At 62.3% G+C, this 23,496-nt stretch carries 24 protein-coding genes; 8 read left to right on the top strand and 16 right to left on the bottom strand.

Translation table 11 applies throughout. The annotated features are described in order from the left end of the window. Window positions 1-159 precede the first annotated feature (159 nt). Window positions 160-369 (bottom strand): cold-shock protein, encoded by a 210-nt coding sequence (locus J3P97_RS20995; RefSeq protein ID WP_002554837.1) that lies wholly within the window; start codon window positions 367-369, stop codon window positions 160-162. Window positions 370-723: 354 nt separating this feature from the next. Between J3P97_RS20995 and dcd the strand changes: the two genes are divergently transcribed. Both dcd and J3P97_RS20985 read left to right on the top strand, forming a co-directional pair. Then, window positions 724-1,290: a dCTP deaminase gene (dcd, locus tag J3P97_RS20990; protein ID WP_025261480.1), complete on the top strand. Its 567-nt coding sequence runs from the start codon at window positions 724-726 to the stop codon at window positions 1,288-1,290. 100 nt (window positions 1,291-1,390) lie between these two features. Beyond that, a complete protein-coding gene (locus J3P97_RS20985) occupies window positions 1,391-1,597 on the top strand; it encodes a hypothetical protein (RefSeq protein WP_305499193.1) in 207 nt (68 codons plus the stop codon). A 38-nt stretch (window positions 1,598-1,635) separates the two neighbouring features. Here J3P97_RS20985 and pdeM read toward each other — a convergent pair whose 3' ends face one another. The 10 genes from pdeM to J3P97_RS20935 all read right to left on the bottom strand — a co-directional run bounded on the left by pdeM (window position 1,636) and on the right by J3P97_RS20935 (window position 15,051). Then, the gene (gene pdeM / locus J3P97_RS20980) at window positions 1,636-2,292 is read right to left on the bottom strand and encodes a ligase-associated DNA damage response endonuclease PdeM (protein ID WP_434672697.1); all 657 of its coding nucleotides are present in this window, start codon (window positions 2,290-2,292) and stop codon (window positions 1,636-1,638) included. Next, window positions 2,292-4,778 carry a ligase-associated DNA damage response DEXH box helicase gene (locus J3P97_RS20975; protein ID WP_434672696.1) on the bottom strand — a complete coding sequence of 829 codons (2,487 nt, stop codon included), beginning with the start codon at window positions 4,776-4,778 and terminating at the stop codon, window positions 2,292-2,294. The genes pdeM and J3P97_RS20975 overlap by 1 nt, the downstream gene beginning before the upstream one ends. A 241-nt stretch (window positions 4,779-5,019) precedes the next feature. Further along, a complete protein-coding gene (locus J3P97_RS20970; RefSeq protein ID WP_434672695.1) occupies window positions 5,020-5,784 on the bottom strand; it encodes an ABC transporter ATP-binding protein in 765 nt (254 codons plus the stop codon). Window positions 5,785-5,797: 13 nt separating this feature from the next. Then, window positions 5,798-6,916, bottom strand: a complete 1,119-nt coding sequence (locus tag J3P97_RS20965; protein ID WP_434572214.1) for a succinylglutamate desuccinylase/aspartoacylase family protein — start codon at window positions 6,914-6,916, stop codon at window positions 5,798-5,800. Between the two features lie 28 nt (window positions 6,917-6,944). Then, window positions 6,945-7,655: an ABC transporter permease gene (locus J3P97_RS20960; RefSeq protein WP_305499199.1), complete on the bottom strand. Its 711-nt coding sequence runs from the start codon at window positions 7,653-7,655 to the stop codon at window positions 6,945-6,947. Then, complete coding sequence (locus tag J3P97_RS20955) at window positions 7,652-8,380, bottom strand: ABC transporter permease (protein WP_434572215.1); 729 nt, start codon at window positions 8,378-8,380, stop codon at window positions 7,652-7,654. The genes J3P97_RS20960 and J3P97_RS20955 overlap by 4 nt, the downstream gene beginning before the upstream one ends. 57 nt (window positions 8,381-8,437) lie before the next feature. Beyond that, a complete protein-coding gene (locus tag J3P97_RS20950; RefSeq protein WP_305499201.1) occupies window positions 8,438-9,220 on the bottom strand; it encodes a transporter substrate-binding domain-containing protein in 783 nt (260 codons plus the stop codon). A gap of 341 nt (window positions 9,221-9,561) precedes the next feature. Next, the gene (locus J3P97_RS20945; RefSeq protein WP_434601670.1) at window positions 9,562-11,250 is read right to left on the bottom strand and encodes an ATP-dependent DNA ligase; all 1,689 of its coding nucleotides are present in this window, start codon (window positions 11,248-11,250) and stop codon (window positions 9,562-9,564) included. Continuing rightward, entirely contained in the window at window positions 11,247-12,278 is a 1,032-nt protein-coding gene (locus J3P97_RS20940) for a ligase-associated DNA damage response exonuclease (RefSeq protein WP_434672694.1), read from the bottom strand. Before J3P97_RS20940 ends, J3P97_RS20945 begins: the two co-directional genes overlap by 4 nt. Before the next feature lie 322 nt (window positions 12,279-12,600). Then, on the bottom strand, window positions 12,601-15,051 hold the full coding sequence (locus J3P97_RS20935) for a penicillin acylase family protein (protein ID WP_434672693.1): 2,451 nt from the start codon (window positions 15,049-15,051) through the stop codon (window positions 12,601-12,603). A gap of 185 nt (window positions 15,052-15,236) precedes the next feature. Here J3P97_RS20935 and J3P97_RS20930 point away from each other — a divergent pair, with 185 nt between their 5' ends. Then, window positions 15,237-15,794, top strand: coding sequence for a cysteine hydrolase family protein (locus tag J3P97_RS20930; RefSeq protein WP_434672692.1), 558 nt, complete (start codon window positions 15,237-15,239; stop codon window positions 15,792-15,794). 168 nt (window positions 15,795-15,962) lie between these two features. Here J3P97_RS20930 and J3P97_RS20925 read toward each other — a convergent pair whose 3' ends face one another. The 4 genes from J3P97_RS20925 to J3P97_RS20910 form a co-directional block, all read right to left on the bottom strand. Beyond that, complete coding sequence (locus J3P97_RS20925) at window positions 15,963-16,166, bottom strand: SEC-C metal-binding domain-containing protein (RefSeq protein ID WP_003198420.1); 204 nt, start codon at window positions 16,164-16,166, stop codon at window positions 15,963-15,965. Between the two features lie 5 nt (window positions 16,167-16,171). Then, window positions 16,172-16,657 carry an LEA type 2 family protein gene (locus tag J3P97_RS20920; RefSeq protein ID WP_434572225.1) on the bottom strand — a complete coding sequence of 162 codons (486 nt, stop codon included), beginning with the start codon at window positions 16,655-16,657 and terminating at the stop codon, window positions 16,172-16,174. Window positions 16,658-16,728: 71 nt separating this feature from the next. Beyond that, window positions 16,729-17,205 (bottom strand): YchJ family protein, encoded by a 477-nt coding sequence (locus J3P97_RS20915; protein WP_434674579.1) that lies wholly within the window; start codon window positions 17,203-17,205, stop codon window positions 16,729-16,731. 14 nt (window positions 17,206-17,219) lie between these two features. After that, window positions 17,220-17,717 carry a DUF6231 family protein gene (locus J3P97_RS20910; protein ID WP_434672691.1) on the bottom strand — a complete coding sequence of 166 codons (498 nt, stop codon included), beginning with the start codon at window positions 17,715-17,717 and terminating at the stop codon, window positions 17,220-17,222. 192 nt (window positions 17,718-17,909) lie between these two features. Between J3P97_RS20910 and J3P97_RS20905 the strand changes: the two genes are divergently transcribed. From J3P97_RS20905 to J3P97_RS20890, 4 genes are all read left to right on the top strand, one after another. After that, window positions 17,910-18,611 (top strand): OmpA family protein, encoded by a 702-nt coding sequence (locus tag J3P97_RS20905; protein WP_434572229.1) that lies wholly within the window; start codon window positions 17,910-17,912, stop codon window positions 18,609-18,611. A gap of 90 nt (window positions 18,612-18,701) precedes the next feature. Continuing rightward, on the top strand, window positions 18,702-19,427 hold the full coding sequence (locus J3P97_RS20900; protein WP_434672690.1) for an OmpA family protein: 726 nt from the start codon (window positions 18,702-18,704) through the stop codon (window positions 19,425-19,427). 145 nt (window positions 19,428-19,572) lie between these two features. Continuing rightward, window positions 19,573-19,845, top strand: coding sequence for a DUF1145 domain-containing protein (locus tag J3P97_RS20895; RefSeq protein WP_434672689.1), 273 nt, complete (start codon window positions 19,573-19,575; stop codon window positions 19,843-19,845). Next, the gene (locus J3P97_RS20890; RefSeq protein ID WP_434672688.1) at window positions 19,838-20,596 is read left to right on the top strand and encodes a collagen-like protein; all 759 of its coding nucleotides are present in this window, start codon (window positions 19,838-19,840) and stop codon (window positions 20,594-20,596) included. The genes J3P97_RS20895 and J3P97_RS20890 overlap by 8 nt, the downstream gene beginning before the upstream one ends. A gap of 126 nt (window positions 20,597-20,722) precedes the next feature. Here J3P97_RS20890 and J3P97_RS20885 read toward each other — a convergent pair whose 3' ends face one another. Then, window positions 20,723-21,187 carry a CopD family protein gene (locus tag J3P97_RS20885; protein WP_434672687.1) on the bottom strand — a complete coding sequence of 155 codons (465 nt, stop codon included), beginning with the start codon at window positions 21,185-21,187 and terminating at the stop codon, window positions 20,723-20,725. Window positions 21,188-21,286: 99 nt separating this feature from the next. Between J3P97_RS20885 and dinG the strand changes: the two genes are divergently transcribed. Beyond that, window positions 21,287-23,431 (top strand): ATP-dependent DNA helicase DinG, encoded by a 2,145-nt coding sequence (gene dinG / locus J3P97_RS20880; RefSeq protein WP_434601660.1) that lies wholly within the window; start codon window positions 21,287-21,289, stop codon window positions 23,429-23,431. Window positions 23,432-23,496 lie beyond the last annotated feature (65 nt).

The raw sequence follows: 23,496 nt of genomic DNA, 5'->3' as shown, positions 1-23,496 counted from the left end.
GCCTGCTCGCGAAAGCGGTACACCAGTTGCCACAGATGCAATTGATCCGTCGCTTTCGCGAGCAGGCTCGCTCCCACACTGGTTTCGGTTTCCAAAAACACCCAGGCACAAAAAAGCCCCGCTTTTGAGGGCGGGGCTTCTTACTAAAGCAAGGACAAGTTAGATAACTTGAACTTCTTCAGCTTGCATGCCTTTCTGACCGCGGGTAGCGATGAAAGAAACCTGTTGGCCTTCTTTCAGGCTTTTGAAGCCGTCGGATTGGATAGCTTTGAAGTGAACGAACAGATCGTCACCGGACTGTGGGGTGATGAAGCCGAAGCCTTTTTCATCGTTGAACCACTTAACGGTACCGGTTTGGCGATTAGACATGGTGTAACTCCTTGAACAAAGATAACTGCGACTCAGGAAGAACCCTGGCCGAGACTGAGTGCAAAGAGCAGGAAAAATTCTTGTAGATGGTTGGATCGAAATTCAACATATCGTGTAGAGATTCTCAGTGACACAAGCAACACAGTGACGCCACCTTACCCCTTTTTCCGAAACGTGCCAATGGTCTTTGCGAAGGTTTCTCGGTTTTAATGACTGACGGCAATGGCGATAGCCGTCAGAGCCCGGAAATCAAGGCGGATCGGCGAGAGTTGCGTCTCGCACTTTGAACCCGCCCCGCGGCCCGGTAAGATGCCGGACAGTTTTTTTCCACCTCGCTATTTCAGGAAACCCGCCATGAGCATCAAATCGGACAAGTGGATTCGCCGCATGGCGCAAGAGCAGGGCATGATCGAGCCCTTCGTAGAGCGCCAGATGCGTGGCGAAGGCGCCGACCGGCTGATTTCCTTCGGCGTTTCCAGCTACGGCTACGACGTGCGCTGCGCCGACGAATTCAAGGTGTTCACCAACATCAACTCGGCCACTGTCGACCCGAAGAATTTCGATGAAAAGAGCTTCGTCGACATCAAGAGCGACGTTTGCATCATCCCGCCGAACTCTTTCGCCCTGGCCCGCACCGTCGAGTACTTCCGCATCCCGCGCAACGTGCTGACCATCTGCCTGGGTAAAAGCACCTACGCCCGCTGCGGCATCATCGTTAACGTGACACCGCTGGAACCTGAATGGGAAGGCCACGTGACCCTGGAGTTCTCCAACACCACGACCCTGCCGGCGAAGATCTACGCCAACGAGGGCGTGGCGCAGATGTTATTCCTTGAGTCCGATGAGGAATGTGAAGTTTCCTACAAGGACCGTGGCGGTAAATACCAGGGTCAGCGCGGTGTGACACTGCCGCGTACCTGATTCTGACGAGCTGTTGGAATTCCTGAGCGGGCAGGCACTCTATTGGGTGTACTGCCCGTTTTTGCGTCTGCGCAACGGGCCTTCGCTCAGGAGTTGCTCTATGAAGATCGATCCGCGAATCAGTGCCGAACTGGCAAGGCTTGAGCCCAATCAGATCGGCGTCCTGGCTTGGTCATTACTGGCCCACCCTGCTGAAGCGGCGGGCGGCATCCCTGGCCAGCCCGATCCCGATACCCCTAACGAACAGCCTACCGAACCCGGCGAACCGACTCTTCCGGACGAACCGCCTCCCGCGCCCGTAGCCTGATCAGCCAATGGCCCTTCAATTGTTGAAGCCTGATCGCTTCAACTGACGGGCCATATTTCGTTGTCGCCCACCACGAAGATCTTGCAGTCGTTGTCCTGATCGACCCGATAGCCTCCCGTGAAGGCACCGAAGGCCGGTAGCAGGCTGATCTCGCTACTGAGGCGGAAACATGGCAGGCGCAGGCGTTGACGCCCCTTGCCGCTCAGGTGGTAGACCGGGTGTACGTGACCGGCGAGCACGTGTCGACTTGGATGCGGGGTAGGCTCGTGTTGCACGGCGAAAGGGCCCAACAGCAACGGCTCGGGGACGACGCGGATATCGAGTGCCGCTGGCGGATCGCCGGCGCGCTTGTCGTGATTGCCGCGGATCAGCGTGATGGCTAGTTTGCGGTGCCGTTCACGCCAGTCGGCAAGGGCCTTCAAAGTGCCTGGGGCATGAGAACCGGGCCCATGCAGGAAGTCCCCGAGGAATATCAGCAGTCGGCACGGCAGGCTCGCCAGCAACTCGTCAAGCATGGCGATGTTGTTCGCCGTGGTGCCGTGGGGTACCGGTTGGCCGAGGCTACGGTAGGCCGCGGCCTTGCCGAAATGCACATCGGCCACCATCAGGGTTTTCTGGGCCGGCCAGTACAGGGCTTTTTGCGGCAACAGCCAGAGCTCTTCGCCCGCGAGGTTGACGGGATACGGCGCGGGCATCAGGCGCTTCCTCGATCAGCGGTTTTTTCCAGTTCGCTGACCATGCGCCGGATGCGATCGGCGAGCTTTTCCGAGCTCATGCTTTCGCGGAATCGCTCTACCAGCAAGGGGAAGCCCAGCGGAGTAGGGCGTTTGATCAGGTGCAGGTCGAGTTTCAAGGTATCGAGGCGTTCCAAGGTCTGCTCCAGTCGGCGTATATCCAATTCTTCGCGCAAAACTTCCTCGCCGGCCTGGGCCAGCAGCAGGTTATCGGCGTCATATTGCTTGAACACTTGATAGAACAACCCGCTGGAAGCCTGCACTTGGCGGGTGCTCTTCGGTGCGCCGGGGTAGCCGGCGAACACCAGCCCGGCGATCCGGGCGATTTCGCGGAAGCGGCGCAGGGCCAGTTCTCCGGCGTTCAGGCTGGCAAGAACGTCGGCCAGCAAGCCATCGGTGCGCAACAGCGCCGGGTTCAGATGCGTTGACCAATCCAGTTCGGTGGCGCTGAGCAATTCCAGGCCGTAGTCATTGACCGCAATCGAGAACGTCACCGGTTGGCGCTGGCTGACGCGCCAGGCCAACAGGCTGGCCAGGCCCAGATGTACCTGGCGCCCGGCGAACGGATACAGGAACAGGTGCCAACCCTCCCGGGACTTGAGCGCTTCGGCCAGCAGCGTTCCCTGCGTCGGCAGGCCGGACCATTGCAGCTGCGTTGACAGCAGCGGCTGTACGGCTTGCATTTCCGGTCCGTCGAAACGGCCCTTGGCGGCTTCGCTCAAGCGCGCGACGACCGCGGCAGCGAGCTCGCTGGAAAGCGGCATGCGTCCGCCATTCCAGCGCGGCACGGCGGCTTTTTTTGCCTGGCTGCGGCGTACGTAAGCGGTCATGTCCTCGACCCGGACCAACTCCAGCAACCGCCCGGCAAAGAGGAATCCATCGCCGGGGCGCAAGCGTGCGATGAAGCCTTCTTCCACGCTGCCCAGGGTCTTGCCGCCGCCGCCCTTGCTCCAGAATTTCAATTGCAGGCTGGCGTCACTGACGATAGTGCCGATACTCATGCGGTGGCGCCGTGCCAGACGGGCGTCAGGCACGCGCCAGATCCCGTGTTCATCCGGTTCGACCCGCCGATAATCAGGGTAGGCGGTCAGCGATAGGCCGCCGTGGCGCACGAACGCCAGCGCCCAGGCCCACTCGGCCGGGTTCAGGTCGCGGTAGGCCCAGGCGCCGCGTACCTCATCAAACAGCTCATCTGGAACAAAACCGCCACCCAGGGCCATGCTGACCAGATGCTGGACCAGTACATCCAAAGGCTTGTGGGGCGATTCACGCGGCTCGATTCGCCGCTGCGCCACGGCGTCCTGGGCGGCAGCGGCCTCGATCAGCTCCAGGCTGTGGGTTGGCACCAGGGTTATTCGCGAGGTCCGCCCCGGTGCATGGCCGGAGCGTCCGGCGCGTTGCATCAAGCGGGCGACGCCTTTCGCCGAGCCAATCTGTAGCACGCGTTCCACGGGCAGGAAATCCACCCCCAGGTCGAGGCTGGAGGTACACACGACTGCCTTGAGCTGGCCGTCCTTCAACGCCCGTTCCACCCAGTCGCGGGTGTCGCGGGACAGAGAACTATGGTGCAACGCGATGAGCCCGGCCCAATCCGGGCGCGCCTCAAGAATGGCCTGGTACCAGATTTCCGCTTGCGCGCGAGTATTGGTAAAGACCAGGCAACTGCTGCTGGTGTCGATTTCAGTGACCACCTGGGGCAACATTTTCAGGCCGATATGCCCCGCCCATGGAAACCGTTCGAGGGTTGGCGGCAACAGCGTATCGACCTGCAACGCCTTGGCATCGGCGCCCTGCACACTAATTCCGCTGCCTTGTGGGATCAATACCTGCTCGGCGTGGGCCTGGTTGCCCAGGGTCGCGGATACGCCCCAGACGATCAGGTCGGGGTGCCAGTAGCGCAAGCGAGCCAGGGCCAGTTGCAATTGCACGCCGCGCTTGTTGCCGAGCAATTCGTGCCACTCATCTACCACGACCATGCGCAGGGTCGACACGGCCGTTTGCGCATCAGCGCGGGCGAGCATCAGCGTCAGGCTTTCGGGCGTGGTGATCAGCGCCGTGGGCAAGCGCCGGCCTTGCCGGGCGCGTTCGCTGGCGCTGGTGTCACCGGTGCGCAGGCCTACGCTCCAGGGAATCTGCAGCGGATCGAGGGGCGCTTCGAGAGCCTTGCCGGTGTCGGCGGCCAGCGCGCGCATCGGCGTTATCCACAAGACCGTCAGCGGTTCGGTCGGCGGCTTGCGTTTACGAGGCTTGTCCGGTGGCGGCACGCTGCGGGCGAAACGGTTGAGTGCGGCAAACCAGACGGCGTAAGTCTTGCCGGCGCCGGTATTGGCATGCAACAGCCCCGACTCGCCACGCTTGACCGCAGCCCATACCTGTTTTTGAAAGGCGAACGGCTTCCAGCCGCGGGCATCGAACCACTGTTTCGCGAAGTTGCTGGATGTCCCCATGCGTGCGGTATGCGCCCTGAAAGTCCTTCTTCAAAGACCACGGTGGGGTATGAAAGGTTTTATGCGGGACATTGTGGCGAGCGCGCTTCTGTGGCGAGGGAGCTTGCTCCCGCTGGGCTGCGAAGCGGCCCTCTGGATCTGGATGGCACACTGCAGGGGAGGCTGCGCCTCCAGCGGGAGCAAGCTCCCTCGCCACAAAAAGCGGTTCGTCACAAAAACAGGCTCTCAGGTGTGTCGAGGTTTATTTCAGGTTGCCACTGAGGAACTGCTTGAGCCGTTCGCTCTTCGGGCTGCCCAGCACGTCTTCCGCCGCGCCTTCTTCTTCCACCAGGCCCTGGTGCAGGAACAGCACCTGATTGGATACCTTGCGGGCGAAGCTCATTTCATGGGTCACCATGATCATGGTCCGGCCTTCTTCGGCCAGGCCCTGGATCACTTTTAATACTTCACCTACCAGTTCCGGGTCCAAGGCCGAGGTCGGTTCGTCAAACAGCATGACCTCAGGCTCCATGGCCAAGGCGCGGGCAATCGCCACGCGTTGTTGCTGGCCACCGGACAGGAACGCCGGGTATTGCTCGGCAACACGTGCCGGCAGGCCGACCTTGTCGAGATAACGGCGGGCGCGATCCTCGGCTTCCTGCTTGCTGACGCCCAGCACCCGGCGCGGCGCCATGGTGATGTTTTCCAGCACGGTCATGTGGCTCCACAGGTTGAAGTGCTGGAACACCATGGCCAGGCGCGTGCGGATGCGTTGCAGCTCGTCGGCGTCAGCCACGCGCATGCCGTGGTGATCCTTGATCATCTGGATCGATTGGCCGTCCAGGCTCATGGCGCCGTCGTTGGGTTGTTCAAGGAAATTGATGCAGCGCAGGAAGGTGCTTTTGCCCGAGCCGCTTGCGCCGATCAGGCTGATCACGTCGCCGGTCCTGGCCTTGAGCGAAACCCCTTTGAGCACCTCATGGTGGCCATAACTTTTGTGCAGGCCTTCGATGGTCAGTTTGTACATGGAACAGGCATCCTCAAGGCGAAAGTAGGTAGCCGCTGCGGTAGGCTTCGGTCCCGGCGACATGGGCGATGACCATGCCGGCGGTGGCCATGCGACGCAGCGAGCGGGCGTACAGCAGCCCGGCATTACGGCAATGAACGGGGGTGACGGTGTCGTTGACCGGGTCGATGATTTCGGCGATCAGCTGTCCCGCCTCCAGGTACTCACCGGGTAGGGCGCTGTAGACCAGCAGGCCGCCGACCGGTGTCGCCACCGGTTCGACGCCTGCCAGCGGCGTGGCCGGGTAGGGCAGGTCGGGCAACGGCACCGGCTCACCGTCGATGGCGCCGAAGTGGATCAGGTATTCGATCAGGGCCTGGCAGTCGAGACTCGCCAGGCCATGGTTGACGTCACCCTGGCCGCGCAATTCGACAGTTACCGAAAAACTGCCCAAGGGAATTTCGAAGCGCTCACCGAAACGCTCCTTGAGCTGCCACCAGAGCAGCGTGAAGCATTCGTCGAACGATTGGCCGCCCGAGTCGGTCGCCAACAGGCTGGCCTCGGCGCCGATGTAGCGCGCCAGCGGCTCGACCCGCGGCCAGGCCTCGGGCGTGGTGTAGAGATGGGCGACGGCTTCGAAATCGCAATGCAGGTCAAGCACCATGTCGGCATCACACGCCAGGCGTTGCAAGACCAGCCGCTGGGATTGCAGTTGGGTGCTGGCGGTCTGCCGACTCAGGGCGTCGCGCAGGCTGGTGCGGATCAGCATCAGGTTGTGCTGCGGGTCGTCGGTCAGCAGGCCTTCGATTTCGTTGCCGATCTCTTCGCTCAGGTCGACGAACCGGCGGTTGAAATTCTGCCCGCTCTCCAATTCGTAACGGCCCAGGGGCACGTCCATCAGTACCTGTTCGAGGCCGATCGGGTTGGCGACCGGCACCAGCACGATTTCGTGCCGCAGGTGGCCCGAAGCCTCGAGTTCGGCCAGGCGCTGCTTGAGGTGCCAGGCGACCAGCATGCCGGGCAATTCATCGGCATGCAGGGACGATTGGATATAGATTTTGCCGGCGGCTTTTTCCGGGCCGAAATGAAAGCTGTGGATCTTGCGTGCGGTCCCCGGCAGCGGGGCCAGCAGGTCATGAATCTGGTGGCGCATTTACATGTATGTCCTGGGAACGGAAGCCTTAGTGGGTCGGCCCGAGAAAGGCCAGCCAGCGGCGTTCGGCGAGACGGAAGAGGCCCACCAGTGCAAACGTGACGGTCAGGTAGATCAACGCGGCGATCCCGAACGACTGGAACGTCAGGAAGGTGGCCGAGTTGGCGTCCCGGGCGACTTTCAGCACGTCTGGAACGGTAGCGGTGAACGCCACGGTCGTCGAGTGCAGCATCAATATCACTTCGTTGCTGTAGTACGGCAGCGAACGACGCAGCGCCGAAGGCATGATCACGTATGTGTAGAGCTTCCAGCCCGTCAATCCGTAAGCCTTGGCCGCTTCGACTTCGCCGTGGTTCATGCTGCGAATCGCCCCGGCAAAGATCTCCGTGGTGTAGGCGCAGGTGTTCAACGCGAACGCCAGGATCGTGCAGTTCATCGCGTCGCGAAAGAAACTGTCGAGCACGGGTTGGGCGCGCACCGCCTCGATGCTGTAGATGCCGGTGTAGCAGATCAGCAATTGGATATAGAGCGGCGTGCCACGGAACAGGTAGGTATAGAACTGCACGGGCCAGCGGACGTAGAACCTGGGCGAAACCCGGGCGATGGACAGCGGAATCGACACTACGAAGCCGATCAGCAACGAAGCGCTGAGCAGCCACAGGGTCATCGCCAGGCCGGTGATGTGGACGCCGTCGCTGTAGAGAAAGGGTCGCCAGTATTCCTGCAGGAGTTCGATCATCGCACGGCCTCCCGGGCTCCGGCGGCGTAGCGGCGTTCAAGCCAGCGCAGGATAAAGTTGGATGCACTAGTGATCAGCAGATAGATGAGCGCCGCCAGCACCAGGAAATAAAACAGCTGGTAGGTGCTTTTGCCCGCATCCTGGGCGGCCTTGACCAGGTCGGCCAGGCCGATGATCGACACCAGGGCGGTGGCCTTGAGCATGACCATCCAGTTGTTGCCGATGCCCGGCAGGGCAAAGCGCATCATTTGCGGGAACACGACATAACGGAAACGCTGGCCACGCTTGAGACCGTAGGCCGTGGCTGCTTCGACCTGCCCGCGAGGCACCGCGAGGATCGCGCCGCGAAAGGTTTCGGTGAAGTACGCACCGTAAATGAAGCCCAGGGTGATGACCCCGGCGCCGAACGGGTTGATCTCGATGTATTCCCATTCCATGAAATCGGTAAAAGACGTCAGCCAGGTTTGCAGGCTGTAGAAGATCAGCAGCATCAGCACCAGGTCGGGCACGCCGCGAATCAGCGTGGTGTAGAGCTGGGCCGGAATACGCAGCAGTTTGACGCTGGACAATTTGGCGCTGGCGCCGAGCAACCCGAGCAGGACGCTAAGCAGCAAGGACAGGGCCGACAGCTTGATGGTCATCCAGGTGCCTTGCATCAGCAGCGGGCCAAAGCCCTGCAGGCTGAAGGCCGAGAGCCCCAGACTTTGTAGGAATTGTTCGAACATGGACATTGCCTTTGGCAGGAAAAAAGCGCCCACCCGGTTCAGGGTGGGCGCCGCGCATTATTTGCCGCTGTACAGATTCAGATCGCCAAAGTGTTTTTTCTGGATCTCGGCGTATTTGCCGTCGTCGTGTAACGCTTTGATACCTTTATCCAAAAGGGCCTTCAGCTCTTTGTTACCCTTTTTGATACCGATGGCGGTCTTGGATGGCAGCAGTTCGCTGTCCACCGGCTGGCTGACTTCATAGCCTTCGCCTTTTGGTGACTTCAGGAAGCCCAGTTCGGCCTGGAGCATGTCCTGGATCGCGGCATCGAGGCGGCCCGAGGTCAGGTCGGCATAGACCTGGTCCTGGTTCTGGTAGGCCTGGGTCTTGACGCCGGCCTTGTCCAGCACGGCCTTGGCGTAGGCTTCCTGGATGGTGCCTTGCTCGTAGCCGACGGTCTTGCCCTTGAGCGAGGCAACGTCTGCGCTCAGGCCCGAGCCCTTCTTGAATACATAGGCCGTTGGGCCGGAGAACAACTCGCTGGAGAAGTCGATAGCCTTTTCACGGGCCGGGGTAACGGTCATGGACGAGATCACGCCGTCGAATTTGTTGGCCTTGAGGCCCGGAATCATTCCGTCGAAATCGCTTTCGACCCATTTGCATTTGACCTTCAGTTCTTCACAGATCGCATTGCCCAGGTCGATGTCGAAACCCACCAGGCTGCCATCGGCGGCCTTGGATTCGAACGGGGCGTAGGACGGGTCGACACCAAAACGCAGTTCCTTGTATTCCTTGGCCGTGGCGACGCCGGCGGCCATGCACAACGCCAGTGCAGAAAGGGTCAGCAGTGCTTTTTTCATTATTGAGTCCCTAAAACCAATTTGAGCGCTTATGGCGCGTAAGATTGTTACCGGTGAAGGTCTGAACGGTATGACGGCATAAAGGTAGCAATTTCCGAACCATAGTGCCGAACAAGTGTTTTAAAAGCACTGGCGGCGAGAGACGGAACGCAATGGTGCGCGGGGGTGAGCGTACATCAAAAAGCGCACCGGGATGGAGCGTGCGTTTGTCCGGTTTAGCTCTTCGTGGCGAGGGAGCTTGCTCCCGCTGGAGGCGCAGCCTCCCTCTGCGGTGCGTCCTTCAGAATCAGGGGGCGCTTCGCGCCCAGCGGGAGCAAGCTCCCTCGCCACGAGAGCGGGGGTTACTTGAGAAGATCCTGAAGCGTCGCCAGCGTGTCCGCCTCTTCGACGGTCTTGTCCTGGCGCCAGCGCAGCATCCGTGGGAAACGTACCGCGATCCCGCTCTTGTGGCGCTTGGACAAGGCAATGCCTTCGAAGCCCAGCTCAAAAACCAGGGTCGGCGTGACGCTGCTCACCGGGCCGAACTTTTCCACCGTGGTCTTGCGCACGATGCTGTCGACCTGGCGCATTTCTGCATCGGTCAGCCCTGAGTAAGCCTTGGCGAAAGGCACCAGCGTGCGTTCTCGGCTGCCGGGCGGGTTGTCCCACACGGCGAAGGTGTAGTCGCTGTAGAGGCTGGCGCGCCGGCCATGGCCGCGCTGGGCATAGATCAGCACCGCGTCGACACTGAACGGGTCGATCTTCCATTTCCACCATACGCCCATGTCCTTGGTCCGGCCGACGCCGTACAGCGCGTTGCGCGCCTTGAGCATCATGCCTTCGACGCCGAGGCTGCGGGACGCTTCGCGCTGGCGGGCGAGGTCGAACCAATCCTGGCCAGTGACGATGGGCGACGGCAACAGCACTGGACTGTGGCAGCGGGCAATCAGGGCCTCCAGTTGCTCGCGACGCTCGGCCTGGGGCCGGCTGCGCCAGTCCTCGTCCTGCCATTCCAGCAGGTCGTAGGCCATCACCACCACGGGAGCGTCTTCCAGCACTTTCTTGCTCAAGGTCTTGCGACCGATGCGCTGTTGCAACAGGGCGAAGGGCTGCACCGTCGGCTGCAGCGGCGCTTCCGGATCAAAGGCATCCTCGGTGACCGCCTGCGGGGCTTTCCAGACCACGATCTCGCCATCGATTACCGTGCCGTCGGGCAACGCCTGCGCCAGGCAATGCAATTCAGGAAAGCGCTCGGTCACCAGGTCCTCGCCACGGGACCAGACCCACAAATGGCCGTCACGCTTGATCACCTGGGCGCGGATTCCGTCCCATTTCCACTCCACCTGCCAGTCGCTGGCCGGCCCCAACAAGGTGTCGAATTGCTCAATCGGTTGTGACAAGGCATGGGCCAGGAAAAACGGATAAGGCTGGCCGCCGCGCTGGGCATGTTCATCGGCAGATTCGCCGGCGATCAGCTTGAGGTAACTGGCCGCGGTCGGGCGATGGGACAGATCGGTGTAGCCCACCAGCCGTTGGGCCACCCGTTTGCTGTCGAGCCCGGACATCGTAGCCAGCGCCCGGGTGACCAACAGCTTGGACACCCCGACGCGGAAACTGCCGGTGATGAGCTTGATGCAGAGCATCAGGCTGGATCGGTCAAGTTCTGCCCACAGTGCCGGAAGCCGCTGTGCCAGTACCTCTGGCGACTCACCGCGCAACGGCAGGAGTTTTTCCTCGATCCACACCGCCAGGCCTTCATCGGAACTGTGGGGCGATTCGGGCAGTACCAGCGAAATGGTTTCGGCCAGGTCGCCCACTGCCTGGTAACTTTCTTCGAACAGCCAAAGAGACAGGCCGGACACCTGGACCGCCAGCTCGCGGAGGATTTTCACCGGTACCAACTGCCTGGGGCGCCCGCCCGAGAGGAAATACACCGCCCAGGCGGCGTCCTCGGGTGGCGCCTTGCTGAAATAATCCTGCATGGCCGCGAGCTTGGCGTTGCTTGAGGTGGTGGCGTCGAGTTCGGCGTACAGCTCGGCAAAGGCTTTCATGAAGCGTCCTCGCCGCTGTCGCTCGCCCCGGCGACGTCCTCTTCGTCATCGCCGTATTCCGTGGTGAAGCCCTGGGCGTCGAGGCCTTGTTCACAGAGATGACGCACCAGTACGGCCACCGATCCATGAGTGACCACGACCCGTTCGGCGCCGGTCTGTTCGATGGCCCATAGCAGGCCCGGCCAGTCGGCGTGATCGGAAAGCACGAAGCCCCGATCCACGCCCCGTCGCCGACGGGTGCCGCGCAAGCGCATCCAGCCGCTGGCGAAGGCGTCGCTGTAATCACCAAAACGCCGCATCCAGGTGCTACCGCCGGCGGAGGGCGGGGCGATGACCAGTGCCTGGCTCATGATCGGATCAGTCTTTTTCACATCGCCGGCATAGATCGTCGGCGGCAGGTGCACGCCGGCTTCGCGATAGACCCGGTTCAGCGGCTCCACCGCGCCATGGGCGAGTATCGGCCCCAGGCTCGCGTCGATGCCGTGGAGGATTCGCTGGGCTTTGCCAAAGGAATAGCAGAACAACACGCTGGCCCGGCCGGCGGCGATGTTCCCGCGCCACCACTGATTGATCTCATCGAACACCTGCGCCTGGGGCTGCCAGCGATAGATCGGCAGGCCGAAGGTGGATTCGGTGATGAACGTATGACATTTCACCGGCTCGAACGGTGCGCAGGTGCCGTCGGGCTCGACTTTGTAATCGCCGGACGCGACCCACACCTCGCCTTGGTATTCCAGCCGCACCTGGGCAGAACCCAATACATGGCCGGCGGGATGAAAGCTCAAGGTCACGCCATGGTGCACCAGCCGTTCGCCGTAGGGCAGGGTTTGCAGGTTGATGTCCTGGCCCAGCCGGGAGCGCAGGATGCCTTCGCCGGGTGCCGCTGCCAGGTAGTGCTGGTTGCCGCCGCGGGCATGGTCGCCGTGGGCGTGGGTGATGACCGAGCGGTCCACCGGACGCCATGGGTCGATGTAGAGATCTCCCTGCGGACAATACAGGCCTTCGGGGCGGGCAATGACCAGATCCATGCGGTTACCGGGGCGATGGGCTTGTCCGGTAGAGGCGGGGACGGGGGGAGAAGTTCGATCGGTTTTCCTGGTGGGATGGGCTGACGCCATCGCGAGCAAGCTCGCTCCCACAGGTAATGCGGTTCATTTAGAGAGGATGCAATTGTGGCGAGGGAGCTTGCTCCCGCTCGGCTGCGAAGCAGTCGTGAACCGGCGGGTGCGGTGTGCCTGATGCTCCGCACATGGCAGGTTTTTGGGGCCGCTTCGCGGCCCAGCGGGAGCAAGCTCCCTCGCCACGGGATTGTCGATTGCCTTAACTGAACAGCGTTAGAGGCAGATCGGCCTATTTACCGGGAACCAAGGTCAAACGAGTCTTGCCATACGCCCGGTCAAAATTCTGCGGCTGCAAAGGCAGGCTTTGGTATTGACCCTTGAGCCACGGGTCGAGGCCGTTAAGATAGTTCGGGCTGGCCGGGTTGCCCGACTGGCCGGCGCCGCCCTGGATCGTCAATGGCTCAGGCTGGCTGAAATCAACGATAAAGCGCGTGGCCGGCGCCAGGGTCGTGTTGAAATCCTGGCCCCAGGCGAACGCGGCGGTATTGAGCGTGCTGCCATCGCCGCCGGCTGCCAGCGGGCCGCGTACGGTCTGGCCGCTGGCGTTTTTCCATTCCTGGCGGTGCAGCTTGCCCCACTGCCAGGCGCTGTGGTCAGTGCCGAGCAGACTGTCACCGGCGCTAACGGCCGCCGCGAGGCTGCGCGCCAGGATAACGGCCTTGTCTTCTTTTTGCGGCGTGCGCACATCGTCCCAGAACGGACTGTCCTCACGACCAAGCAAATGATCGGCCTGGGCCGAATAAGACAGCTGGCCGTTGGCGACCAACGCTTTCCACGCCGGACTACCCTCAGGGCCCAGTTCATCCAGGAATGTCTGCTTCATGCTTTCTTGCAGGAACAATTCATAGATCGCTGCGTCGGCAGAAACCGGACTGAGCCGGCCATCGAACGCCATCAGGCGGGTATAGGCCTCGCGTGCCTTGGCGCGGTCCGCCACCGGCAGGGCTTCGATGGCTTGCTTGAGTGGCTGGGCCATGCCCGGGGCTTCGAAGACTTTCTTGAGCTTGGCGGCGAATGTTGTGGTCTGGTCGTATTGCATGGTGATCAGGCTACGCGCGTCGTGCTTGCCGGCGCCGGCCAGTTCGGCCAGGCGCTCGCCACGTTCCGGCGCCGCCCAGGAGTTGGACAGTTGCATGCCGTAGCCATGGGGAATGACGCGCTGGTTGGCGGTGCCGAGCCACCCTTGGGCCGGATCCTGGTCGTAGGGGTGCAGCATCGGATCGGCGTAACCGTCCCAATCGTAACGGCTGTCCCAGCCCGGCGACGGCAACAGGCCTTCGCCCTCGCGGCGGTTCGGGTAGCGACCGGTGACCTGCCAGCCGATATTGCGGGCGTCGGCGAACACCATGTTCACTGCCAGGGCGCGGATCTCCCGGCTCGCGTCGGAGGCTTTCTCGACGTTCTGCGCGCGCGACAGATCGAAGAGCGCGTCCAGGGTCTTGTCGTCGGTGAAGCTCGGCAATTGCAGGGCCAGGCCCAGACCATTGGCCATGGCCGGACCTTGGGCGCTGTTGAGCAACGGACCGTGGCGGGTTTCGTACACCGCTTCTCTGATCGACCGTTGGCCCTTGATGAAGTAGGTCTCGTTGCGCACGGTCGCCTGCTGCCACTTGCCGTTGGCTTCGTAGGACAGCCCGTTGCCCTGGCGTCGGATCTTTTCCAGGTACAGGTCCTGGTTGTCGCCGAGAACACTGGTCATGCTCCACGCGACGTTACCGTTGAAGCCCGCGAGGATCATCGGGATGCCCGCCACGGAAAGCCCGGCCGCCTGATATTTGGGCGCGCGAATCTGCACCGGGCTCCAGAGCGACGGCACGCCCAGCGGGCCATGGCTGTCGCCGGCCAACAGGCTCTTGCCGTTGCGGCTGCGCTGCGGGCCGATGGCCCAGTTGCTCGAAGACGCTGCGCCCAGCAGGTTCAGGTTGGCCAACTCGGCGCTGGCCTTGCTGATTTCGTTCAAACCGGGAATCTGCCCATTGAGCCGGACGCCCTGCAGCTTTTCGGCTTCGGTCAAGGGCAATGGCTCGTCCGGGTAGGACGGGCTCAGCCAGGCCAGTTTATCGTTGGTTACGCTCTGGGCCAGCACCAGGGCGGCGACTTCTTCCGGCAGGTTCGCCGATTGGGTGAAGTTAAGCAGGCAGAACAGCAGCGCCGAATCTTCCGGTTTCCAATATTCGGGTTTGTAGCCGGTGGCGGCCAGGTCCGCCGGCAGCTTGTCGCGGTAGCGGAACAGGTAGGCGTTGACGCCTCGCGCATAGACTTCGAAAAAGCGCTTCAGGCGTGGCGAAGATGCCTTGTACAGCTCATCTGCGCTTTTCTTCAGGTTGACCGCGCGCATGTAGCGGTCGACGTCCAGCCGTTCGGCGCCGGACATTTCCGCCAGGCGGCCCTGGGCGAGCAGGCGCAGGGTGGTCATCTGCGTGATCCGGTCGCTGGCATGCACATAGCCGAGGGCAAACAGGGCGTCATGAAAGCTGTTGCTTTCGATCAGCGGCATGCCCAAGGCATTACGCCGGACCGAGACATTCTGCGCCAGCCCCTTGAGCGGTTGTACGCCGGTGGTGGGCGCGACCGTGTCCTGGGTATTCCAGGCCTGGCAACCGCTCAAACCGAGCAGGCTGGCCACTGCTGCGGCAACGCCGAGCTTGGGAAAGAAAGAAATCGAGGCTGGCGAGGCCATGGCAAAGCTCCTGCGGGAGGGGGTGGCACCAATAAAGGCGCTACGTTAGTGAGCAGGAGAAGGGCGCGCAAGCGGGCTTTGGGGTTATTTGATGTTTTGCGATGAAAGCCCGGGCCACCAGAGACTTGCTTGTAAGAGAAGGTGGTGCTCAAGTGTGGGGAAAACCGACGACCGAGAGACCCGGAATGGAGCTACAGAAAAACGCGGCGCTGATCCTTATCGATCAGCAGAAAGGCATCCTCCATCCCAGGCTTGGCCCGCGCAACAATCCCGAGGCGGAGCTGCGCATGCTGGAATTGCTCGGATGCTGGCGAGAGTCGGCGCGGCCAATCATCCATGTCCACCATTTGTCTCGGTCCGAGGCGTCAGTCTTCTGGCCTGGACAATCAGGCGTGGAGGTTCAGGACCGGTTCAGGCCTATGGCTGGGGAAGGGCTGGTCCAGAAGCAGGTGCCCGATGCGTTTTGCGGCACGACCCTGGAGGCGGATCTGCGCAGTGCGGGTATCCGGCAACTGGTGATTGTCGGCGTGGCCACGAACAATTCGGTGGAGTCCACCGCGCGCACGGCTGGCAACCTGGGGTTTGATACGTGGGTAGCCGAGGATGCCTGTTACACCTTCGACAAGCCCGACTTCTTCGGTTATGCCCGTTCGGCTGCCGAGGTGCATGCGATGTCCCTGGGGAATCTGCATGAGGAGTATGCGACGGTGATCAGCGTGGAGCGGATTCTGGCGGCGGGCTGATAAATCGAGATGGATGTGCTGGCCTCTTCGCGAGCAGGCTCGCTCCCACAGGGAAAAGTGGTGCACCGCAGAACCAGACAGGGATAAGTGTGCACCATAGAACCAGTGTGGGAGCGAGCCTGCTCGCGAAGGCGGCCTAGCAGGCGAAAAATTTTTTTGCCTGGTCCATCAAGCCCCGTGGCACTTCTTGAATTTCTTGCCATTGCCGCACGGGCAAGGGTCGTTGCGACCGACGTCCTTCAGGGCGTTGCGCACGGGTTCCTGATGGGCGTGGCCGCAGTTCGGGCCGTGGACATGGCCGTGATCATGATCGTGGTGATGATCATGGTCGTGGTTGCAATCAGGGCCATGGACGTGGGGTTGTTGGGTCATCGGGGTTACTCCGCAATTAGATCGGCGGCGATTATCACGCCATTGCGTTCCAGGTGCACGTAGTCGGCGATGAATAAACCGGTTTCCAGCTCCCCCTCCAGACGATAGGGAATCTGTTGCCGGGGTTTCTTCAGCATTTTCACCAGTTCGCGCACCTGCGGCCACAGGTTGGTGCGGATCGGCACCTTGAAATAGGCGCTGTGTCCGGGGCGCACCGTAAACCAGTGCTCATGTTCTCCTTCGGTCAGCAGCAAGTCGTCCAAGTGGATCCGGTAGGTCAGGCCGCGTACGGTGAGGTCGTCTTCGCCGGGGTTGTCGACGCGAAAGTGCAACATGAACTTCTGCTCCAGCAACCGCGCCCGCACCACCTCCACCTTGACCAGATGCACCTGTGGTTCGGGTGCCTCTTCACCTCGCCAGGACGCACACCCCCCTAGCCCGACGAACAGCAGCAGGCAAGTGATGCGCAGCAATCGAGATGTATGGGTCATGTCCGTGCCTCTGGTTTGTTTCCAGTCTAGCCCCCCTTGGTCGGTGGACGAGCATCGGACGTTTCCGAAAATCAACGAATGAAGTAACTGGCGCAGCACTTCTTGAATTTCTGCCCGCTACCGCACGGGCAGCTGTCGTTGCGTCCCGTCTTGACCGGCACGGTCGGGTCGATGAAGTACCAGCGTCCGCCGTTCTGCACAAACGAAGATTGTTCGCGGTGGCTGTGTTCGCCCTGGCCGTCGTGCCAGCGTGCGGTGAAAGTAACGAAGGCATGTTCCGGCTGGCCGCCGAATACCTCGCTGCTCTCCACCTCCAAGCCCAGCCAGGTGCTGCCGGCGCTCCATTCGCTGATGGCCTGGCGGTCGAGGCCGCCCTGCTGGGCGGGCAGGGTGGTGCTCACCAGGTAATCCACCAGGCCCAGCACATAAGCGCTGTAGCGCGAGCGCATCAAGGCTTCGGCGCAGGGCGCCGGATGACCGTCGTGATAATGGCCGCAGCAGGCGTCCGACGGGTTGCCGCTGCCGCAGGGGCAAATGGTTGTATGCAGGCTAGTGTCCACAGCTACCACCAATATTTTCCAAAGTTTTCCGGGTTGGCCCAGAAACGTGAGTTGAGCCAGTCGGGGACCTGCTTGTATTCAAGCAGATCGTAGGTAAACAGGGTCAGCACCTGATCTTCGCGCTGGAAGCGTTCGCTGGCCTGCAGGGCCAGGGAAAAGAAGTCGGTTTCCTGCCAGCCGCAGGCGTTGAGGTCGGCCAGCACGGCAATCCGGCTGGCGTTGAGGTTGCGAATGCCGCCCAACAGGTTCAGACCGTCGCGCTTGGACAAATGCTCCAGGCAATCGAGCGCCAGGGCCAGGTCGAAACGCCGCGCAGCCAGATCCGCCGGCAAGGGGCCGGGGGCAGCATGGACCACCTCGGTGTCGGGATGCGCCTGCTGGAATGCCTCGAGCGCGGGGAAGCTGCCGGCGCCGATCAGCAGCAGCTTTTGCGGGGCATAGCGGTCAAGCACGGCGGCCAGCGCCTGCTGGGGCGTGCGCGAAGAAATGGCAACGGTCATCGAAGTTCCTCAGTCAGAACCGCCACGATAGCGCGCGTGGACGCACGGGCCTAGAGCGGTTTGTCTTCGAACGCCGCGATCCGCCGTAAACAGGCGGCCAAAGCTGTGGTTGCGTCACGCTGGCGCAGAACCCGAGTCGGGTCTTTACTCCCCTGAATCGGCGCGAAGCCGATCCTTCAAGGAGAAAACCCGATGAGCATAGTTCGGACAGCGTTACCCCTGGTTCTGCTAACCAGTGTGTTGACTGGTTGCGCAGGTTTGCAAAAAACCGACTGGCCGATCTGTGCGGCCACCGGTGGTGTGGTCGGCGCAGGATTGGGCGCCATCGAAAGCAGTTCCTGGATCGGCCCGGGCGCACTGGTCGCCGGTACGGTGGCGGCAGGCTGGTGCTGGGCCCATGGCGATGGCGACGAGGACGGCGATGGCGTGCCGGACAGTCGTGACAAGTGCCCGGGCACTCCGAAGGGCGTGCAGGTCGATGCCGACGGCTGCCCACCACCGGCACCCGCACCGACACCGGTGGCTGAAGCGCCCGTGATGGTCCAGGAAGAAACGATCGTGGTCCGCGACGTGCATTTCGAATTCAACAAGGCCACCCTCACGCCGACGGACAGAGAAGTGCTGAGCACCATCGCGACCCGGCTGAAGCAGGAAACCTCCACCGCACAACTGCGAGTGACCGGGCACACCGACAGCGTCGGCAGCGATGCCTATAACCAGAAACTGTCGGAAAAACGCGCCAACTCGGTGGTTCAATACCTGGTCGAAAGCGGCGTGCCTCGCGCCAGTTTCGTCTCGGTGGCCGGCGCCGGGGAAAGCCAACCGGTGGCGGATAACAAAACCGCCGATGGTCGCGCAATGAACCGTCGCACCGAAATCAAGATAAACCGCTAAACCCCTCGTTCTCCGCGGCTTGTACAGTCGCGGATGCGGGTCTTTACTCCTGTGTGACCGGTATGGGCCGGTGACACAGGAGCATTCACCATGAACGTTCTAATCAAGGCCGCCTTACCGCTACTGCTGGCAAGCAGCCTGCTGTCCGGTTGCGCCACTCACAGTGATGGCAGTGCCTCGCTCAATCAGCGTACCTGGCCGATCTGCAGCTTGATCGGAGGGCTTGTCGGCGGTGGTCTAGGGGCCATCGAAAGCGGTGGCTGGGCCGCCGGTGGCGCTGCGTTGGGGCTGCTGGGCGGTGGGTTGATCTGCTACGCCCAGGACGGCGACGAAGACGACGATGGTGTATTCGATCGTCGCGACCGTTGTCCCGATACACCGGCCAATACCCCCGTCGAACATCACGGCTGCCCGCTGCCGCAATATCCGGCCAGCACACCACCGGCCGAGCCGGACATGCCCACCAGCGAAGTCATTACCCTGAACGACACTGGCAAGGTGCTGTTCGATTTTGACAAATCCGACCTCACCGCCGCGGCCAGGAGCCAGCTCGATGAGCTGACGGCAAAACTGAGTCACGCCAACGTCGCCAGTATCCGCGTGGTGGGCCACACCGACAGTGTCGGTACCGAGGCGTATAACCAGGGCCTCTCGGAACGTCGGGCCGGCAGCGTGGTGGAGTATTTGCTGACCCAAGGCGTGGCCCCGGCAAAACTCACGAGTGAAGGCAAGGGCGAAAGCCAACCGGTGGCCGACAACGAGACTGATGAGGGGCGGGCCCAGAACCGTCGGGTCGAATTGCATATCCAGCGTTAAACATCATCGCCCAAGCGGGCCAGAGCCGTCGGATCGCCAGGAAGGCGGTCCGCTGGGCCTGGATTAAATTTGCCGGGCCCTCTGGCATATCCTGCGCGCAAGCCGTTACTGTGCGCGCAAAGAATAATTCTCGAACGGGGGGCGTATGAAGGTGTTTTGGGGACTGGGGCGCTTGTTGACCCTGCTGTTCTGGCTGGTAGTGCTGGTCAATCTGGTCATGCCGTTCGTCCATCCGCTGCATCTGTTGGTCAATCTGGCCGGGGTGTCGTTACTGGCGATCCATCTGCTCGAACTTCTATTGTTCAGGGCTCGGTTTCGTGGTCGTCCCGCTCCTGGCCGTGATCGCCTCAGGGTGCTGCTGTTCGGCATCTTTCACCTGCAAACCCTCCCGACCGCGCCAGAGGCCTCCCATGCGTAAACTGTGTCTGCTCGCATTACTCGTATGCCCGTGGGCCAGCGCTCAAGTGGTCCAGGTGGAAAGCCACTCGTTGATGCGCTTGCCCAACACCACCAGCACGCTTGCCCTGGAGCGATTGGACGTGGCCGACTACGGCACGCTGCTGGTGCCTTCGAACGTCACTGAGCTGTCCATTGGCCAATTGCACCTGGGGCGGGAGGCAAGGATCGCAATCGTACCGGCACAACAGGCGCTGGAGATGAAAGTCACCCACGCCGAACTGGCTGAAGGCAGCCAGATCACCGCCCGTGGCGCGCCGGGAACCTATACCAAGGCGGCGCGCCCGGGGCGTAACCTCAATCTGCGCTTCGAGGCGTTGAACGCGCCGCTGCTGTCGGTGGATGCCCGTGGCGGTACCGGTGCGCCAGGTTACGTGGGGCTTGACGGCGCCAACGGCCAGGCACCGGGTTGCACCTGGGGCTCGGCCGGTCGCGGCGCCGACGGCAGCAACGGCGCTGATGGTCAGCCGGGTGCGGCCGGCGCGCTGGTTCGGCTGCAATTGCCCCGCGCTTATCCCGACGAACAGATCAAGGTAATGGTAGAGGGCGGCGCCGGTGGCGCGGCCGGGCCTGGCGGCAAGCCTGGCACGGGAGGCAAGGCCAAGGGCTGCCTGGTCTACACCGCCGATGGCGGCAAGAGCGGCCGTCCCGGTGCCGATGGCCAGCCAGGGCCTGCCGGCGCAGCGGGTGCGGTGACGGTGCAGCGGTTCTAGGCCGTCTCGAAACTGTCCTGAGGTGGGAGCGAGCCTGCTCGCGAAAGCAATCGATCAGTCACGCCGATGCCGACTGATTCGAGGCCTTCGCGAGCAGGCTCGCTCCCACAGGGTTGGATAACTGTTTCAGAACATCGGCCGAGCCGCGCCAATCGCCACCACCAGCAACCCGATCAACAGATTGATCCCCACCAGCTTGCGAATCTTCCCCAGCACCGCCGCACCCGTCGGCCAGTCCTGCGCCGTCACAGCGTTACGCAATGCTGGCAGTTGCAGGCCCTGGATACGGATGAACAAAGCCGCCATCACCACATACAACCCCATCATTACCTGCACGTAACGCGGCGCGGTTTCGAAACCGGCGAAGCGCATGTGGATCAGGCCCACGCCGCTGATCGGCAAAAGCACCACGGCCACCCAGACCCAGACGAAAAAACGCTGAAACACTTCTACCCACAACTGGAGCCGGGCAGGGCCCTCAAGCGCCGTGATTGCGGCGGGTCGCAGGATCATCCAGGCGAAAAACATACCGCCAACCCAGACCAGGGCCGCCAGCAAATGCAGGGTGTAGACGAGGGCAAAGGGTGTCATTGGGTCACTCCGTTCTGCGCAGGATTAATTAGCGGGGTATGATAGCCGCCGATCCGAACCACTGAAAATTTATCCAGCGTTTTTTGCGCCCGACCATTCATGATCAGCACCGAACTCAAAACCACGATCCAGGGCGCCTATTCGCGTTTTCTCGAAGCCAAGAGCCTCAAGCCGCGATATGGCCAGCGCCTGATGATTGCCGAAGTGGCAAAAGTCCTGGGTGACATCGACACCGACGACGAAGGCCGGCGCAGCGGCGAGCCTGCCGTCGTCGCGGTGGAGGCCGGCACCGGTACCGGCAAGACCGTGGCCTACAGCCTGGCGGCGATCCCCACCGCCAAGGCCGCCGGCAAGCGCCTGGTGATCGCCACGGCCACCGTCGCCCTGCAGGAACAGATCGTCTACAAGGACCTGCCCGACCTGATGCGCAACAGCGGTCTGAATTTCAGCTTCGCGCTGGCCAAGGGTCGTGGGCGCTACATGTGCCTGTCCAAACTCGACATGCTTTTGCAGGAAGGCCACGCGCAGACCGCCACGGCCCAGCTGTTCGAGGAAGAAGGTTTCAAGATCGAGGTCGACGAGGCCAGCCAGAAGCTGTTCACCAGCATGATCGAAAAGCTCGCCGGCAATAAGTGGGACGGCGACCGCGACAGCTGGTCCACGGCTCTGGAAGACGCTGACTGGTCGCGCCTGACCACCGACCACAGCCAATGCACCAATCGCCATTGCCCGAACTTCGGCCAGTGCGCTTTCTACAAGGCTCGCGAAGGCATGGGCAAGGTCGACGTGATCGTCACCAACCACGATATGGTCCTGGCCGACCTGGCCCTGGGCGGCGGCGCCGTGCTGCCGGACCCGCGCGACACGATCTATGTGTTCGACGAAGGTCATCACCTGCCGGACAAGGCCATCGGCCATTTCGCCCATTACACCCGGCTGCGCTCAACCGCCGACTGGCTGGAAACCACCGCCAAGAACCTCACCAAACTGCTCGCCCAGCATCCGCTGCCCGGCGACCTGGGCAAGTTCATCGAGCAGGTGCCGGAGCTGGCGCGGGAGATCAAGACGAACCAGCAGTTCATGTTCACCGCCTGCGAGCAGGTGGCCGACTTCAAGCCTGGCGAAGATGTCGAGGGCCGCGAGCGACCACGCCATCGGTTTGTCGGCGGGGTGATCCCCGAGCATATGCGCGAGATGGGCATCGAACTCAAGAAGGGCTTCGCGCGCCTGACCGACCTGTTCACGCGCCTGACTGATCTGCTCAAGGAAGGCATGGATGGCGAGGTCAATATCGGCATCGCCAGCAACCAGGCCGAGGAGTGGTATCCATTGTTCGGCAGCTTGCTGTCCCGCTCCCAGGGTAACTGGGAGCTGTGGACCGCGTTCACCACCGAAGACCCGGAAGACAATCCGCCGATGGCGCGTTGGCTGACGCTGGCCGAGAGCGGCTCGCTGTTCGACATCGAGGTCAATGCCAGTCCGATCCTGGCGGCGGACATGCTGCGGCGCAACCTGTGGAACGTCGCCTACGGCGCGCTGGTAACCTCCGCCACGCTGACGGCCCTGGGCACTTTTGACCGTTTCCGCATGCGCGCCGGCCTGCCGAAAAAAGCCGTGACCGCCGTGGTCCCGAGCCCCTTCCACCACGCCGACGCCGGCGTGCTGCGAGTGCCGGACCTCAAGGCCGATCCGCGCGATGCCGCCGCCCACACTGCCGCGATCATTCGCGAGCTGCCTGCGCTGGTGGAAGGTTCGCGCGGCACCCTGGTGCTGTTTTCCTCGCGCAAACAGATGCAGGACGTCTTTGACGGCCTCGATCGTGACTGGCGCAAGCAGGTGTTCATCCAGGGCAACCTGTCGAAGCAGGAAACCTTGAACAAGCACAAGGCCCGGGTCGATGGCGGCGATTCCAGCGTGCTGTTCGGCCTGGCGAGCTTTGCCGAAGGCGTCGATTTGCCGGGGGCCTATTGCGAACATGTGGTGATCGCCAAGATTCCATTCTCGGTGCCGGACGATCCGGTGGAAGCCGCGTTGGCCGAATGGATCGAAGCCCGTGGCGGCAACCCCTTCATGGAGATCTCCGTGCCGGATGCCTCGCTGAAGCTGGTCCAGGCCTGTGGCCGCTTGCTGCGTACCGAGGAAGACCGCGGCACCATCACCTTGCTCGATCGCCGGCTGGTGACCCAACGCTACGGCAAGGCGATCCTCAACGCGCTGCCGCCGTTTCGGCGGGAGATTTCCTAGACGTCTGGCGAGGGGGCTTGCGTGGCGAGGGAGCTTGCTCCCGCTGGGTTGCGTAGCAGCCCCAA

Source organism: Pseudomonas sp. R1-15 (genome assembly GCF_051132085.1).
GTDB lineage: Bacteria > Pseudomonadota > Gammaproteobacteria > Pseudomonadales > Pseudomonadaceae > Aquipseudomonas.
Note: the sequence above shows the minus strand (reverse complement) of the source record. Positions and strands in the feature narration are given on the sequence as shown.